Source organism: Streptomyces sp. NPDC051315 (genome assembly GCF_044455165.1).
Classification (GTDB): Bacteria; Actinomycetota; Actinomycetes; order Streptomycetales; family Streptomycetaceae; genus Streptomyces.
Genome location: NZ_JBITEN010000003.1, coordinates 221,043 through 236,981, shown reverse-complemented (window position 1 = coordinate 236,981; position 15,939 = coordinate 221,043). Strand labels below are relative to the sequence as shown.

The window sequence follows — 15,939 nt, the reverse complement described above, 5'->3', positions numbered from 1 at the left end:
TAGTGGACACGATTGCAAGCCTCTTCAGTTTCATCACGACACCTGTCTCCTGGGTCATCGTCCAGTTCCACACGGTGTACGGCGCCCTCTTCGGCCCTGACACCGGATGGGCCTGGGGCCTGTCCATCGTGTCCCTGGTGATCGTGATCCGGATCTGCCTGATCCCGCTCTTCGTGAAGCAGATCAAGGCGACCCGGGCCATGCAGACGCTCCAGCCCGAGATGAAGAAGATCCAGGAGCGCTACAAGAACGACAAGCAGCGTCAGTCCGAAGAGATGATGAAGCTGTACAAGGAGACGGGCACCAACCCGCTCTCCTCGTGCCTTCCCATCCTGGCGCAGTCTCCGTTCTTCTTCGCCCTGTACCACGTGCTCAACAGCATCGCCAACGGTGACACCATCGGGGTGATCAACCAGAACCTGCTGGAGAGCGCGCAGAAGGCACACATCTTCGGCGCTCCGCTGGCGGCGAAGTTCACCGACAGCGCCTCGGACGTCTCGGCCCTCGACGCCTCGCTGACCAGCGTCCGCATCGTCACCGCGATCATGATCGTGATGATGTCGGCCTCGCAGTTCTTCACGCAGCGACAGCTGATGACGAAGAACGTCGACACCACGGTGAAGACGCCGTTCATGCAGCAGCAGAAGATGCTGATGTACGTCTTCCCGATCATGTTCGCCGTCTTCGGCATCAACTTCCCGGTCGGTGTCCTCGTCTACTGGCTGACCACCAACGTGTGGACCATGGGCCAGCAGATGTACGTCATCCACAACAACCCGACCCCGGGTTCCAAGGCACAGGCCGCCTACCTGGAGCGCCTGCACAAGCGGGTCACCCACCACGGCAAGACGCGCGGCCGTGGCGAGAAGGCCATCGTCAAGGCCATCGTGGCCAAGGGCCGCGACCGCAACGAGTTCGAGCGCAAGTTCATCAACGGTCTGAGCAAGGCGGGACTGGTGGCCCAGGCCGACGGCACCGTCGCCAAGGGTGAGGCTCAGACCGTCGTCCAGACCGAGGACGGCGCAGCCGCGGCAGCCGCCGCCAGGCGCCAGCAGCCCAAGCGCCAGACCAAGGCCCAGCGCCAGTCCGGGGGGCCCAAGGCGGCCGGCGAGACCATCTCGCTGAGCAAGTCCGACGAGCCGGAGGACGCCAAGCCCGTCGGCTCCGCCAAGCCGAAGCCCGGCAACAACGGTCGCAGCAAGGCCCAGTCCGGGCAGCGCAAGGGCGGCCCGCAGCGCCCCAAGTCCCCGTCCAAGAAGTAAGAAGGAGCCCATCCCGTGACGGAAGGCACCACCTCCGCCGCCGCCGAGGGTGCAGACACCCTGACCCGCCTGGAGCAGGAGGGCGAGATCGCGGCGGACTACCTCGAGGGTCTGCTGGACATCGCCGACCTCGACGGCGACATCGACATGGACGTCGAGGCCGACCGTGCCGCTGTGTCGATCATCAGCGACACGGGCAGCCGCGACCTGCAGAAGCTGGTCGGCCGGGACGGCGAGGTGCTGGAGGCATTGCAGGAGCTGACGCGCCTGGCCGTGCACCGGGAGACCGGCGACCGCAGCCGGCTGATGCTGGACATCGCGGGCTACCGCGCCAAGAAGCGCACCGAGCTCTCCGAGCTGGGCGCCAAGGCCGCGGCCGACGCGAAGAACGGCGGCGAGCCGGTGAAGCTCAAGCCCATGACCCCCTTCGAGCGCAAGGTCGTCCACGACGCCGTCAAGGCAGCTGGCCTGCGCAGCGAGTCCGAGGGCGAGGAGCCGCAGCGGTTCGTCGTCGTACTCCCCAACTGATTCGGTACGTACGTTCCTCCGGCCCCGTCTGTTGCGCAGGCGGGGCCGGTCTTTGTCAGCCTGGTAGTTCTGGTGGTCGGCGCCGAACGCGCCGATGCGGTACGGAAGGACGGTCCCCGTGACGGAGGCAGCGGAGCTCCCCCCTGCGCCCGAGCAGGCACGCGAGGTATTCGGTGATCGCTTCGCGGATGCGGTCCGGTACGCCGAGCTCCTGGCCGAGGCGGGCGTACAGCGAGGGCTCATCGGTCCCCGGGAGGTGCCCCGCCTGTGGGAGCGGCACCTGCTGAACTGCGCGGTGCTCTCGGAGGCGGTACCCGAGGACGTGACGGTGTGCGACGTCGGCTCCGGCGCCGGCCTGCCCGGGATCCCGCTGGCCCTCGTCCGCGAGGACCTGAAGATCACCCTGCTGGAGCCGCTTCTGCGACGCACCAACTTCCTCACCGAGGTCGTCGAGCTGCTCGGCCTTGACCATGTGACCGTCGTCCGCGGCCGTGCCGAGGAGGTCATGGGCAAGCTTCCGCCGGTCCACGTGGTGACCGCCCGGGCAGTGGCGCCGCTGGACCGCCTGGCCGCCTGGGGCATCCCGCTGCTGCGTCCGTACGGCGAGATGCTCGCGTTGAAGGGTGACACTGCCGAGGAGGAACTGAAGAGTGCGGCCACCGCACTGAGCAAGCTCGGCGCGGTCAGCACGTCGATCCTTCATGTCGGTGAGGGCATCGTCGATCCGCTCTCCACGGTCGTCCGGGTCGAGGTCGGGGAGAGCCCCGGCGGTGTGAGGTTCGCGGCCAAGCGGGCCAAGGCGGCCCGGACAGGGCGCACGCGTCGCCGCCGCTGATGTGGCCTGAAGACCAGCCGTACTCCACACAAGCTGCCAAACCTACGCACGACGGAGTGTCGCGACAGTTCGGCCGTGGGCGCTGTGCATCGTGTTTCACGTGAAACGTCGCTCACTGCTGCAGGGCATCATCAGTCGGGGCCGCGCTGCGGCCGAACCCCGCGACCGGAAGCCTCTCGGCTCACTCGACAAGGGAACGGAGTTGTCCACAGAGGTGGATTTCTCCACAGAAGACCAGGCCTCACTGGTTCACGACCCCGGAGACATGGGAGGCTCTGTTCATTGTGAGCCTGAAGTCGAGGAGAGTGAATCCTTGCGGTCCGACGCCAACATCGCGGGACCGATGACCGAACCGGTCCCCGGTCCCCGTACCGAGTCGATGGGGGACGATGTTTCACGTGAAACACCGCCCCCGATGGACGACACTCCGATCGGTCGTGCTGCCCAACTGGCGGTGGAGGCTCTGGGCCGTGCCGGCGAGGGCCTGCCACGGCCCGAGCAGACCCGCGTCATCGTGGTCGCCAACCAGAAGGGTGGCGTGGGCAAGACGACGACGACCGTCAACCTTGCCGCTTCCCTGGCGCTGCACGGTGCCCGTGTCCTGGTGATCGACCTCGACCCGCAGGGCAACGCGTCCACCGCCCTGGGCATCGACCATCACGCCGAGGTGCCGTCCATCTATGACGTGTTGGTCGAGAGCCGTCCGCTCTCGGAGGTCGTTCAGCCGGTTCCCGACGTCGAGGGCCTGTTCTGCGCTCCGGCCACGATCGATCTCGCCGGTGCGGAGATCGAGCTGGTGTCCCTGGTGGCGAGAGAGAGCCGACTGCAGCGAGCGATCCAGGCCTACGAACAGCCGCTGGATTACATCCTCATCGACTGCCCGCCCTCGCTCGGCCTGCTGACGGTGAACGCGTTGGTGGCGGGCCAGGAGGTTCTGATCCCGATTCAGTGCGAGTACTACGCACTGGAAGGCTTGGGCCAGCTGCTCCGCAACGTCGACCTGGTGCGGGGGCACCTCAACCCCACACTGCATGTGTCGACCATCCTGCTCACCATGTACGACGGCCGGACGCGTCTCGCGTCGCAGGTCGCGGAGGAGGTGCGCACCCACTTCGGTGACGAGGTGCTGCGGACGAGCATTCCTCGCTCGGTCCGTATCTCCGAGGCGCCGAGCTATGGGCAGACGGTGCTGACTTACGATCCTGGATCGAGTGGTGCCCTCTCCTATCTTGAGGCGGCCCGAGAGATCGCGCTGAAGGGCATCGGTGTCAGTTACGACGCCACGCACGCCCATATCGGCGCACAGAACAACCCGAGCATGGTGGAGGGGATCCAGTGAGTGAGCGACGGAGGGGGCTGGGACGAGGTCTCGGCGCACTGATCCCTGCTGCCCCGACGGAGAAGACGCCGGCACCTACCGCAGTGGCTGGCGGGGCCTCGGCGTCCCCCGCGGCGGTTCCACTGCTGACGACGGACCGCGGAGTGGCCGCGGCCAAGGTGGCGACGCTGCCGCCTGTTTCACGTGAAACCGAGGAGCCGGCGACGAACGGCGCAGGGGAGACGCCTGCGCCTCCCCTGGGCGCTCACTTCGCTGAGATCCCTCTCGACGCCATCACTCCCAACCCGCGCCAGCCGCGAGAGGTCTTCGACGAGGACGCGCTGCAGGAACTGATCACGTCCATCAGGGAAGTCGGTCTCCTCCAGCCGGTCGTCGTACGGCAACTGGGTCCCTCACGCTACGAGCTCATCATGGGCGAGCGGCGCTGGCGGGCCTGTCGTGAAGCCGGCCTGGAGGCGATCCCGGCGATCGTGCGGGCCACGGAGGACGAGAAGCTCCTGCTGGACGCCCTCCTGGAGAACCTCCACCGGGCGCAGCTGAACCCGCTGGAAGAGGCAGCCGCCTACGACCAGTTGCTGAAGGACTTCAACTGCACCCACGACCAGCTGGCGGACCGCATCGGTCGGTCCCGTCCGCAGGTCTCCAACACGCTGCGTCTGCTGAAGCTCTCGCCGGCGGTCCAGCGCCGGGTCGCGGCCGGGGTGCTCTCCGCCGGCCATGCCCGGGCCCTGCTCTCCGTCGAGGACTCGGAGGAGCAGGATCGTCTGGCTCACCGGATCGTGGCCGAGGGGCTCTCGGTGCGGGCCGTCGAGGAGATCGTGACCCTCATGGGCTCCCGGCCTCAGACCCCGCAGCGCGCCAAGGGTCCTCGGGCCGGCGGCCGGGTCTCTCCGGCCCTGTCCGACCTTGCCACGCGTCTCTCCGACCGCTTCGAGACGCGGGTGAAGGTCGATCTGGGGCAGAAGAAGGGCAAGATCACCGTCGAGTTCGCCTCCATGGAGGACCTCGAGCGCATCCTCGACACGCTCGCCCCCGGAGAGGGTCCCGTCCTTCAAAAGGGTCTTGTCGACGGCGAGTCCGAGGCCACGGACGACTGAGCCGTCCAGCGGCCGGGCATCCCCCGACCTGACGACCAAAAGAGCGAGCCGTGTCCGGTGTGCACCGGAACACGGCTCGCTCTTTGCTTTCATGCAGTATTGATGGAATCGCATCGTGGATACGATGCGTGGGGATATGGCGCATCCACCGGCAGCGACCTCTGAGGGGGAGGCGGGGGCCATGCGAACGATGAGCCGGACCGGACTGGTGAGTGCGGGACTGGGGCTGGGCGCCGTGGGAGGCTTCGTCGGCAGCCTGCTCAGGGAACGGAGTGCTCTGACAGCCGCTCGCGATGCCGCGGGCGAAGGAAGCGAGGAACAGCCTTCATGGGGCGTCGGCTCGTACCGCTCACGTTGGACAACCTTAAGGACCTCCCCCAGCGCTGCCGCTCGTGCGTCTTCTGGGAGCTGGACCCCGTCAGTGGGGAAGCCGCGGTAAGGGCGGGAACGGCCGCCCTCGAGAAGGAAGCCTGGATCTCCGCCGTCCTGCTGGACTGGGGCTCCTGCGGCCGGGTCGTCTACGTGGACGACGTCCCCGTCGGCTTCGTGCTCTACGCCCCGCCCGCGTATGCGCCTCGCTCGACGGCGTTCCCCACCAGTCCGGTGTCTCCGGACGCGGTGCAGTTGATGACGGCGTTCATCATGCCGGGATACCAGGGGCAAGGGCTCGGCCGGGTGATGGTGCAGACGGTCGCCAAGGATCTCCTGCGCCGCGGTTTCAAGGCGATCGAGGCGTTCGGAGACGCCCGCTGGAAGGAGCCCGCCTGCCTTCTGCCGGCCGACCATCTGCTGGCGGTGGGCTTCAAGACGGTCCGCCCTCACCCCGCACACCCGCGGCTGAGACTGGAACTGCGCACCACGCTCTCATGGAAGGAAGACGTGGAGATGGCGCTCGACCGGCTCCTCGGGGCGGTACAGAAGGAGCCGGCGCTCCGACCTCTGTGAGCGATACCGGGACGACGTGGCGAGGGGCCCTGCGGCTCCGTGCATGCAGTGAGCCAAGGAGATGCGAAAGGGGCCGATCCCCAAGGGTCGGCCCCTTTCGTGTTTCACGTGAAACATCGGCCATCGGAGCGACGGCCACTCAGAACGTCACTCGGCGATGAAGTCCTCGAGGTCGCGGACGATCGCGGCCTTCGGCTTGGCGCCGACGATGGTCTTGGCGACCTCGCCGTTCTGGTAGACGTTCAGAGTCGGGATGGACATGACGCCGTACTTGGCGGCCGTACCCGGGTTCTCGTCGATGTTGAGCTTGACGACCTCGATCTTGTCCCCGTACTCGTTGGCGATCGCCTCGAGGGACGGAGCGATCTGGCGGCACGGACCGCACCAGGCGGCCCAGAAGTCCACCAGAACGGGCTTGTCGCTCTTGAGGACGTCCTGCTCGAAGGAGTCGTCGGTCACGTTCTTCAGGTCGGCCACGGCGGGCTCCTTAACTGGTGTGCGGTGGGGCGGGAGGGGGGTCAGACTGTGGTCTTCTCGGGCTCGGCCTGCTCCTCGTCCGCGAGGGCGGCGAGGAAGCGCTCGGCGTCGAGGGCGGCGGAGCAGCCGGTGCCGGCGGCGGTGATCGCCTGGCGGTAGGTGTGGTCGACCACATCACCGGCGGCGAAGACACCGGTCAGGTTGGTCCGGGTGGAGGGCGCGGCGACCTTCAGATAGCCCTCCTCGTCCAGGTCGAGCTGGCCCTTGAAGAGCTCGGTGCGCGGGTCGTGGCCGATCGCGATGAACAGGCCGGTCACCGGCAGCTCGGAGAGCTCACCGGTCTTGAGGTTGCGCAGCTTCAGACCCGCCAGCTTCTGTTCGCCCTGGATCTCGGCGACCTCGCTGTCCCAGATGAACTTGATCTTCGGGTCGGCGAAGGCACGCTCCTGCATCGCCTTGGAGGCGCGCAGGGTGTCCCGGCGATGGACGATCGTCACGGACTTGGCGAAACGCGAGAGGAAGGTGGCCTCCTCCATCGCGGTGTCGCCGCCGCCGATCACGGCGATGTCCTGGTCCTTGAAGAAGAAGCCGTCGCAGGTGGCGCACCACGAGACGCCACGGCCGGAGAGGGCGTCCTCGTTCGGCAGGCCGAGCTTGCGGTGCTGCGAGCCGGTGGTGACGATGACGGCCTTGGCCTGGTGGACCGTACCGGCGGTGTCCGTGACGGTCTTGATCTCACCGGAAAGGTCGACGGAGACGATGTCGTCGGGAATGAGCTCGGCGCCGAATCGTTCGGCCTGGGCGCGCATGTTGTCCATGAGCTCGGGGCCCATGATGCCGTCGCGGAAGCCGGGGAAGTTCTCCACATCGGTGGTGTTCATCAGCGCACCGCCCGCGGTGACAGCCCCTTCGAACACCAGCGGCTTCAGCGACGCTCGCGCGGTGTACAGCGCCGCCGTGTAGCCGGCGGGCCCGGAGCCGATGATGATCACGTTACGGACGTCGCTCACGGCTAAGTTCCTCGTCTCTGGTCTGCGTCGTTCGACCGGTGGGAGCTTCTTTGAACTCTCACCCCACCCAACGGATCCTAAGGGGCGCGCATTCCCGGTGTGTCCGGGCACACGCGGGGGGCGACACCGTACGCGATACCACGCGGAACGGAGACGATGCCTGGGTTGTCAGCGGTGTGTGTAGGTGTCCTTGAGGAGGACTTCGGCGGTGCCGGCCGAGGGGTGCTCCACACAGGTCGCGTCCATCAGGTAGGCGGTGACCTTGGTGCTGTCGGAAGCGTCGGGCAGAACGACGAGGAGGGCGTCCTTCCCCTGGTAGGTGCCCTTCTCGGTGGCGAGGGCCGCGTCGCTCGGGCCGATGCCCTTCTGGACGCACGCGGGAACCGTGGGCTGCTGGAAGGTCATGGGGCCCCTGCTCTCGGGATCGCCCTGCGTCCCCAACGTGTCAGGGGTCCGCGAGTCCTGGGCCTTGGAGAGAAGATCCGAGACCTGTTGTTCCAGGGTGCTCTCGGCGAAGGTGTCGACGGCAGTGGACGTCGGCCGTTGCGTCGAGGTGGCGGGTCCTCCGTCATCCGTCAGTGACGACACCAGGACCGAGCCGAGCCCCAGGGCGGCGACAGCGAAGACGGCGCCGAGGGCAGCGACCTTACGGCGCCCACTGCGCTTGCGTTCCTTACGACCCGGACCGGTGGTGGAGCTGCGGGCCTGGCCTGCGGGACGGGACGCTCCGCTCGATGTTTCACGTGAAACATGCGCCGCGGTGTCGGTGTCAGCGTCGGTGCCGACGACGGCGTCGGCGTCCGATGCGGTGGTGGAGGCGGTGGAGACCGCGAGGCTGTCCTCGGCGGAGCCGGCAGTCTCCGGTGCCGTCGCGTCCAGTAGGGCCTCAGCGGCGAGCGCGGCGTCGATGCGGTGGGCGACGTCGTCCGGCATCCGCGGGGGGCCGGGCAGCGTGCCCAGGAGACCACGGATCTCCTCTAGGGACGCGTGGACGTCCGCGCAGAGGGAGCACGCGTCGAGATGCCTTCGGACATCGGCGCTGCGGGAGGGCGGCAGCAGGCCCTCGGTGAGGTCGGAGATCTCCGCGACGTCCGGGTGCCCGGTCGTGTCCGTCGTCGATGTCACGCTCGCCCACCTCCGCCCTTCACAGCAGCTGAATCGCCCGTCCCGGCGCCGTCCGAGGCCTCGTCACGAGGTCCCGCTGCGGGTGGGACGGATGTCCCGTCCGTCCGGTTCCGCCCCGACGCGCTTTCTCTCTCCTCACCGGTGTTGTCCGGTCGGAGATGGGCGAGCAGCGGCAGCAGTTTGGCTCGGCCCCGGGCGCAACGGCTCTTCACCGTCCCGGTCGGCACGTCGAGCAGGCCGGCGGCCTCGGCGACCGGGTAGCCCTGCATGTCGACGAGTACGAGCGCGGCGCGCTGGTCGGGCGGGAGCGTGCCGAGCGCCTCCAGGAGCTGGCGGTGCAGATCGTTGCGCTCCGCGGGGGCCGAGGCCGACTCGTGCGGCTCCAGCAGTTGCTCCAGGCGTTCGGTGTCGTCGACCGGCGAGGTCTTGCGGGAGGCCACCTTGCGGGCCCGGTCGAGGCAGGCGTTCACCGTGATGCGGTGCAGCCAGGTGGTGACGGCGGACTGGCCGCGGAACGTGTGGGCGGCCCGGTACGCGGAGACCAGGGCGTCCTGGACCGCGTCAGCGGCCTCCTCGCGGTCTCCCAGGGTCCGCAGCGCCACCGCCCACAGCCGGTCGCGGTGACGTCGTACGAGCTCACCGAAGGCGTCGGGGTCGCCCTCAACATGGCGGGCGAGGAGGTCCTGATCGCTTACGTCGCCGTATGCGCTGCCCTCTGCCATCGGACCCCCCTCCCTCGTTCCTCAGCTGGCTACTTTGATGTCCGCCACCCGGCCACGGTAGGTGCCTTCCTCGGTCAGCGGCAGCTTGGTCAGCCAGACCAGCAGGTAACGGGTCTTGACCGACTGGGTCGGCTGCAGGGTCACGGTCGTGCCGGACCCCTCGGCGACCTTCGTGAAGGCGTCGAGGGACGTGGGTTCCGATCCCGCTTCAGCGGAGGCGGCACGGAGCTGGACCGACGTCTGCCCCACGAAGGTGACGGTCACCTTCCCGACCTGCTGCACCTTGTCGAGGTCGAGGATGAGGCCTAGGCCCTGCTTCAGATTCCCGAAGTTGGCGCCCTCGTAGAAGTTCGTCTCCCAGTACGTGGAGGAGCTGTTGTCGTAGGCCTTGTCCACGTCGGAGGGCTTCTCGGAGCCGTCCCCGAGCGGGTCGAAGTCCCGGACGCCGCTGATGGTGATCGGCTGGCTGGCGGGCTTCGTCGGGCTCTTCTCGTTGCCCTCCGTCGTCTGCGTCTGGTTGGTCTCCTCGGACTTGCCCTGGTCCATCAGGGCGTCCGCGAGCTGCCAGCTGCCGAGGCCGAGGGCGGCGATGAGCAGGGCGGAGACCGCCCACTTCAGGGCCTTGCCGGTGCGGCTCTGCAGCGGGGGCGGCGGCGTCGGCACCCCCTGGGTGACGCCCGGGTGCGCGGAGGAGCGGCCGTAGGTGCCCTGCTGGTACGTGGTGCGCTGGTACTCCGGGGGCGCGGTGAAGGCCGGCTCCGGCGGGCGGATACGGGGCATCTCCCCGATCGCCTTCACCAACTCCTCGGGCGTGGTGCAGGCGGCCTCGTGCCGGGAGGCGGTGGCCCCGTCGTTGGCGAGGGCGCGCATCGCCAGCTCGGACAGACCGCGGTGGACACCGGCCCGCACCTGGTCGGGAGCGATCAGGCCGATGTCCTTGGGCAGCCCGGACAGGCCGTAGGCGTCGCTCTCGTACGGCCAGCGCTGGGTCAGCGCCGCGTACAGCAGGGCGCCGATCGCCTCGGTGTCGGTGCGCTGAGGGGTGTCGGAGCCGATACCGCGCAGTGCGGCGTTCACGGCGAGGCCGCGGATGCGCCATTGACCCGTGGAGGTGCGCAGTACGGCGTTCGGGTTCAGACGCAGGTGCGCGAGGCCCTCACGGTGGGCGGCGGCCATGGCGGAGGCGATCTGGCTGACCATCTGGTAGGCGTCGTGCGGCTCCAGCGGCCCGGAGGCGAGGAGCGTGGTCAGCTCGGTGGCGTCGGGCAGCCACTCGTGGACGACGTAGACAAGGTCGTTCTCCTCGACGGCGTCCAGTACCTGGACGAAGCGAGGATCGCCGAGCAGCGCCGAGGAACGGGCCGCGGCCAGCACCGAACGGGCCCGGGTGTGATCCGCGGGAAGGACGTGAACGCCGACGGCGCGACGCAGTTTCTCGTCGACCGCACGCCAACTGCTGAAACCGTCCAGACGGGTGACACAGTCCTCGAGGCGGTAGCGTCTGGCGAGCTTGTGACCGCTGTGCAGTTCAGGCGCCGAGGCCTTCCCGGGACGCTCCGTCCCTCCACTCCCCTGTGCCTCGTCGCTGTCCGTGTCCCGCTCCCGGTTCTTGGCCACCCCGTCGGCCGTGGACTGGTCCGCCTCTGCGGTCAGCGGCTTGTCACCGCTGGTGTCTGCCACGTCGACGGCAGCCGTACTCCGTTCCGCCACCGTCGTTCCTGCCTCCCCATTCGTTGCGCGCCGCCGACCTCGTGCGCGCCGTCCGACGCCGAACCCAATTGTGCCCACAGTCCGCCGCTATGCACGACACGCGGCGGCGGACGATGGTTGTGCGCCTACCCCCTGCCTCAGCGACCCAGGCGTCCGCGGACCATGCCGACGAGCGAGTTGAGCTCCTCGATGCGCATGCGGCGGGCGGCGACGTAGAAGATGCCGAGCAGAACGGCCCCGCCGGCCAGCAGCGAGGCGAAGGAACCGAGGACGCCCTGTCCCAGGCTGTGACCGATGCCGTAGCAGGCGGCGCCGCTGAGCAGGGCGGCCGGTACCGAGGCGATGCACAGCCGCGCGTACGTCCGCAGCACGCGGGACCCGTCGAGGTCGCCGCCGAGCCGCCTGCGCAGCCGGTTCCAGGCGACACCGACGCCGATCGCGTAGGCCAGCCCGTAGGAGGCGGCCATGCCCACCACCGCCCAGCGGGGGTCGAGCACGAAGAAGCAGACCGCGGAGGCGCCGGCGTTGACGGCGGCCACGATGACCGTGTTGTAGAAGGGCGTCCGGGTGTCCTCGTAGGCGTAGAAGGCGCGCAGGACGACGTACTGCACCGAGTAGGGGACCAGGCCGAGGCCGAAGGCCATCAGCATGAAGCCCATGTTGGTGGCCTCGCTGGTGCCGGAGGAGCCGAAGATCAGGGTGCACATCGGGATGCCGAGCGCCAGGAACCCGAAGGCGATGGGCACGATCGCGACGGCCGTGGTGCGCAGGCCCTGGGAGATGTCGTCGCGGACCGCGCCGCTGTCGCCCTCGGCCGCGGAGCGGGACAGGCGGGGCAGCAGGGCGGCCATCAGGGAGACGGTGATGATGGCCTGCGGCAGGCCCCAGATCAGCTGGGCGTTGGCGTAGGCGGCGAAGCCGGTGCCGTCGACGGGCGAGTCCTTGCCCGCCGCGGTGGACAGCTGAGAGACGACGATCGCGCCGGCCTGGTTGGCGAGGACGAACAGGAACGTCCACTTGGCGAGCGTGACGGCCTTGCCGAGGCCGTGGCCCTTCCAGTCGAAGCGCAGCCGCACCCGGAAGCCGGTCTCGCGCAGGTACGGGATCATCGCCAGGGCCTGGACGACCAGGCCCAGCAGGACGCCGACGCCGAGCAGCCGCTGGCCCTCCGGCGGAATGGTGGTGACCTTCATGCCGGAGTCCGCGGCGGTGCCGTAGACGTAGATGAACATGCCCAGCGTCACGATGATGACGATGTTGTTCAGGACCGGCGTCCACATCATCGCGCCGAACCTGCCGCGCGCGTTGAGGATCTGTCCCATCACGACGTGGACGCCCATGAAGAAGATCGAGGGCAGGAAGTAGCGGACGAAGGTGATGCCGACCTCGTTGGCGGCCGGGTCACTGGCGACCGGGTCGGACAGGAGGCGGATCAGGACCGGGGCCGCGGCGACCGAGGCGACCGTGAGCAGGCCGAGCGCCACGACGACCAGGGTCAGCAGGCGGTTGGCGTACGCCTCGCCGCCGTCGTCGTCCTCCTTCATGGCACGGACGAGCTGGGGCACGAAGACGGAGTTGAGACCGCCGCCGACGGTGAGGATGTAGATCATCGTCGGCAGCTGGTAGGCGACCTGGAAGGTGTCACCGAGCAGGCCGACGCCCAGCGCCGAGACGATCAGCGCGGAGCGGATGAAGCCGGTGAGGCGCGAGACCATCGTGCCCGCCGCCATCACGGCGCTGGACTTCAGCAGGCCCGCGGCCCGCCCGCCCTTCTTCCCGGCGGGGGCCTCGGGGGCCGGTGCGGCGGGAGTGGCGGTCAGGTTCATGGTCGCGTCGGCACCGGCCGGCGGTTCGGCGGTCACCGACAGGTGCGGAGCCGCCGCCTGGTACTGCGGCGCGGGCCCCTGGCCGCTTGGGGCGGGGGCCGGCCCCGGAACCGCCGGGGCATCCGTCGACGGCCGACTGACGCCCTGCTGCTGGTCCCGGAAGAGGTGTGCGAAGGCGTCGGGCTCGTGCCGCTCCTCGCTGGAGTGCGTGACCAGGTCGTCCACGCCCACGAACTGGGTCGTGCGGGGATCGTCGCCGTACGGCAGGTACTGGGTGGGGCCGTCCGGCTCGGGCGCCGGCGTCTGGGCCCACACCCGCGGGTCCGGGGCGTACGGGGACTGCTGCGGCTGGGCGTACAGCGGCTGCTGCGGCTGATAGGCACCCGGAGGCGGCGGAGGATGTGCGGCACGGTCGTAGAGCGCCTCGGCGACCGGATCCTGCGCGGTGAGGTCCTGGGCCCGGTAGGGGTCCTGCTCGTAGGCGTCCTGGAGGTACATGTCCGCGGGGTGCTGCGGCGGCACCTGGCCGTGCTCGGGCGGCGGGCCCTCGGGGTAGCCCGAGCTGCCCGCGGCCTGGCCGCGGTCACCGTCGTACGGCGCGTTCATGGTTACCCCACCTCATCGTCCCGGGCCCACGGCCACGACATCCTCAACGGTCCACTCTCTCACCCGTCCCGGACGGGCCGGTGCTTTCCGCTGCGGTGTCCGGAGTCCCGTCACTCGGCTGCACCGGGTCGACTGCCCTGGACCGGACACCGGACTCTTCGGTGCGCAGGCCCTCGGAGTCCTGCGGGATCACGGGGGTTCCGGCGGCGTCGCCCGTCTCGTCGGGGGCGTCCTCCTCGGCCTCGCGGGCCGCGGCGCGCTTGCGCTGTGTGTACATGCGAAACCCGGCCAGCACCAGCAGCAGCACTCCGCCGCCGATGACCAGCATCACGGTCGCCGTGATCTCGGTGACCTTCACGTCGAAGGTGACCGGCGCGCCGTACTCGCGGCCGTCCTCCGTGTAGAGCTGGGCGACCACCGACGTCTGGCCGTTGACGTTGGCGGACGTGGTGAACTTCACCGTCGTGCTGTGTCCGCCGGAGACCGCGATGGGCTGCTGGAAGTAGGCCTCGCCGCCGATCTCCAGACGCGTCGGGTTCGTCGAGGTGAGCCGCAGCACCAGATGCTCGACGCCCTGCACCAGGTTGTTCTGCACGGTGACGGGAATCGTGGCGCTGCGCCCGGAGAGCTTGGTGTCCGACTTCTGGATCAGCTTCACCTGGTCGGCGAGGGTGTCGAGGTGGTCCTGGACGCCCTGGCGGAAGGAGCTCGCGGCGGTGGTCCGGCCCCGCCACGACGTGGCCATCTCCCGGTTGATCGCGCGGCCGAACGGGGTCACCACCCGGGACTCGTCGGTGAGGATGACCTTGAAGTTGCCGAGCCTGGCCTGCGTGGTCGCGATCTCCTCGAAGGCCGACCGGGGCAGCTCCCGCTTGCGCAGTGCGGAGGGGTACTTCGAGCGCGAGGGCACCTTCGTGGTGGCGCCGGGGTCGGGCTTGGCCGTGGCGGCCGCCGTGAGCTGCTGGGACTGCGACCAGGTGCCGCCCTGGAGGGCGGTGACGGCCTCCGCCATCGCCCGGGCCTGGCTCGCGGTCGGCATCCGCTGCGGGGCGACGACGATGCTGCGCTCCTTGCCCGTCTGCAGGTTCAGCCCCAGGCTCTGGGCGAGGAACTCCTGAACGGCGAGCGTGGACGTGGAGGCCCTCGTCAGATCGCCCTGGAAGGCCGTCGAGAGCCGGGCGTCCGCTACCACCGCCGTGGTGCCGCCGCCGATGGGGCGGGCCGCGGAGGGCGTGTACGACAGGCTGCCGGTCTCTTTCAGGCTGTCGCTGCGCGCGATCACCTTGTCGGCGCCGGCGGAGGTAGCGACCTTGACGATCGACGGATCGACCGCGCCCTCGACCGGCCAGGCGAAGTCGGTGCTCGGGGTGACGTGGAGCACCGTCTCGACCGTGATGGCGGCCACGTCCGTGGCCGCCTTGAGCTGGCTCAGCGATCCGGTGACACCGGTGCCATTGTGGGCGAGGGAGGCGAGGTCCGGGTCGGCGAAGGGCAGGGCGACGACCTCCTTGTCCTGCACCGCGCCCTGCAGGTTCGCCAGGAACTGCTTGGCGATCGCCTGGTGGGTGCCGGCCGTGGTGGTGGTGCCCTCGCCGCGGACGTCATAACGCCCGGTCATCGCGTCCACGGAGGCCAGCAGGTCCGGGTCGATCACCCAGGTGACATCGAGGGCCTTGCCCAGGGTGACGAGCTGGTCCAGGCGTCCGCCGGGCGAGATCTCCTCGGCGAGGTCGTCATGGAGGAAGACCGGCGTCTGCTGCTCGTTGGAACCGGTCTCCGCCGTCATGTGGACGGTGGACATCAGCGGCCACAGCACGGTCGTCTTCGTCGCGGTCTTCGCCTCGTCCGGCTGCCAGGGCAGGAACGTCCGCTGGATGCCGAGCATCTGCTCCCACGGCTTCGCGGCGGTCTCGCCCGAGAGCGAGACGCCCAGGGGGTAGACCCCGTCGTCCTCGAGCTCGAGCTCGTCGACCGGTACGGAAATGCTGAAGTGCTGGGCGACACCCGGTGTGAGCCTGGCGAACTTGGCGACGTACTTCCCGCCCACCGGGGACCCGGCGGTGCCCGAGAGGCTGTCGGACTTCTTCGCCAGGGTCTCGATCGCCGAGCGGGTGGTCAGAGCGGACCCCACGCGCAGGTCGACCTGGGCCTCGGTGACGGCCTGCTTGCCCTTGTTGGTCACCGTGCCGGACACGGTCAGCGTGTCCCCGTCGGTGGGGACGCTGGGGCTGAGGGAGTCGACGGCGACGGCCACCGTGCCCGCGTCGGAGACCTCTCTGGCCGACGCCTGGCCGTCGGCGTGCGCCGGGGAGGCGGGCAGCTGGAGCAGACCGGCCAGCAGAGGCGCCCCCGCGAGCAGTGCTCCGGTGCGCCGCAGCCACCGGCGGGCAGGTGAGGGAGTCATCCCCGGGAAGTCTGCCGCCTCGGCCACGCGTTCGTCCGTCCCTCGTCGTCGTC

At 69.3% G+C, this 15,939-nt stretch carries 13 protein-coding genes; 6 read left to right on the top strand and 7 right to left on the bottom strand.

Features of this window, described 5'->3' with window-relative positions:
* Positions 1-2 precede the first annotated feature (2 nt).
* The 6 genes from yidC to ACIBBD_RS07400 all read left to right on the top strand — a co-directional run bounded on the left by yidC (position 3) and on the right by ACIBBD_RS07400 (position 6,006).
* Positions 3-1,262: a membrane protein insertase YidC gene (gene yidC, locus ACIBBD_RS07425; RefSeq protein WP_399418337.1), complete on the top strand. Its 1,260-nt coding sequence runs from the start codon at positions 3-5 to the stop codon at positions 1,260-1,262.
* A gap of 15 nt (positions 1,263-1,277) precedes the next feature.
* A complete protein-coding gene (locus ACIBBD_RS07420) occupies positions 1,278-1,790 on the top strand; it encodes a protein jag (RefSeq protein ID WP_399418336.1) in 513 nt (170 codons plus the stop codon).
* 118 nt (positions 1,791-1,908) lie between these two features.
* On the top strand, positions 1,909-2,625 hold the full coding sequence (gene rsmG, locus ACIBBD_RS07415) for a 16S rRNA (guanine(527)-N(7))-methyltransferase RsmG (protein ID WP_399418335.1): 717 nt from the start codon (positions 1,909-1,911) through the stop codon (positions 2,623-2,625).
* A gap of 265 nt (positions 2,626-2,890) precedes the next feature.
* Positions 2,891-3,964: a ParA family protein gene (locus ACIBBD_RS07410; protein WP_399418668.1), complete on the top strand. Its 1,074-nt coding sequence runs from the start codon at positions 2,891-2,893 to the stop codon at positions 3,962-3,964.
* Positions 3,961-5,061 (top strand): ParB/RepB/Spo0J family partition protein, encoded by a 1,101-nt coding sequence (locus ACIBBD_RS07405; protein ID WP_399418334.1) that lies wholly within the window; start codon positions 3,961-3,963, stop codon positions 5,059-5,061. Before ACIBBD_RS07410 ends, ACIBBD_RS07405 begins: the two co-directional genes overlap by 4 nt.
* A 327-nt stretch (positions 5,062-5,388) precedes the next feature.
* Positions 5,389-6,006: a GNAT family N-acetyltransferase gene (locus ACIBBD_RS07400; RefSeq protein ID WP_399418333.1), complete on the top strand. Its 618-nt coding sequence runs from the start codon at positions 5,389-5,391 to the stop codon at positions 6,004-6,006.
* Between the two features lie 147 nt (positions 6,007-6,153).
* Here the strand turns inward: ACIBBD_RS07400 and trxA are convergent, their stop codons facing one another.
* The 7 genes from trxA to ACIBBD_RS07365 all read right to left on the bottom strand — a co-directional run bounded on the left by trxA (position 6,154) and on the right by ACIBBD_RS07365 (position 15,913).
* A complete protein-coding gene (gene trxA, locus ACIBBD_RS07395) occupies positions 6,154-6,483 on the bottom strand; it encodes a thioredoxin (RefSeq protein ID WP_189931557.1) in 330 nt (109 codons plus the stop codon).
* A 41-nt stretch (positions 6,484-6,524) separates the two neighbouring features.
* Positions 6,525-7,493 (bottom strand): thioredoxin-disulfide reductase, encoded by a 969-nt coding sequence (gene trxB / locus ACIBBD_RS07390; RefSeq protein ID WP_399418332.1) that lies wholly within the window; start codon positions 7,491-7,493, stop codon positions 6,525-6,527.
* Positions 7,494-7,661: 168 nt separating this feature from the next.
* Positions 7,662-8,618 (bottom strand): anti-sigma factor family protein, encoded by a 957-nt coding sequence (locus tag ACIBBD_RS07385; protein ID WP_399418331.1) that lies wholly within the window; start codon positions 8,616-8,618, stop codon positions 7,662-7,664.
* Positions 8,615-9,340: an RNA polymerase sigma factor SigM gene (gene sigM, locus ACIBBD_RS07380; protein ID WP_399418330.1), complete on the bottom strand. Its 726-nt coding sequence runs from the start codon at positions 9,338-9,340 to the stop codon at positions 8,615-8,617. Before sigM ends, ACIBBD_RS07385 begins: the two co-directional genes overlap by 4 nt.
* Before the next feature lie 21 nt (positions 9,341-9,361).
* On the bottom strand, positions 9,362-11,050 hold the full coding sequence (locus ACIBBD_RS07375; RefSeq protein ID WP_399418329.1) for a protein kinase family protein: 1,689 nt from the start codon (positions 11,048-11,050) through the stop codon (positions 9,362-9,364).
* 137 nt (positions 11,051-11,187) lie between these two features.
* Positions 11,188-13,482 (bottom strand): murein biosynthesis integral membrane protein MurJ, encoded by a 2,295-nt coding sequence (gene murJ, locus ACIBBD_RS07370; RefSeq protein WP_399418328.1) that lies wholly within the window; start codon positions 13,480-13,482, stop codon positions 11,188-11,190.
* 43 nt (positions 13,483-13,525) lie between these two features.
* Positions 13,526-15,913, bottom strand: a complete 2,388-nt coding sequence (locus tag ACIBBD_RS07365) for a DUF6049 family protein (protein ID WP_399418327.1) — start codon at positions 15,911-15,913, stop codon at positions 13,526-13,528.
* Positions 15,914-15,939 lie beyond the last annotated feature (26 nt).

Excerpts from the sequence above, each read along its gene's own strand:
- murJ (WP_399418328.1), bottom strand. The coding sequence starts at position 13,482 with ATGAACGCGCCGTACGACGGTGACCGCGGCCAGGCCGCGGGCAGCTCG.
- ACIBBD_RS07410 (WP_399418668.1), top strand. The coding sequence starts at position 2,891 with ATGGGAGGCTCTGTTCATTGTGAGCCTGAAGTCGAGGAGAGTGAATCC.
- ACIBBD_RS07400 (WP_399418333.1), top strand. The coding sequence starts at position 5,389 with ATGGGGCGTCGGCTCGTACCGCTCACGTTGGACAACCTTAAGGACCTC.
- sigM (WP_399418330.1), bottom strand. The coding sequence starts at position 9,340 with ATGGCAGAGGGCAGCGCATACGGCGACGTAAGCGATCAGGACCTCCTC.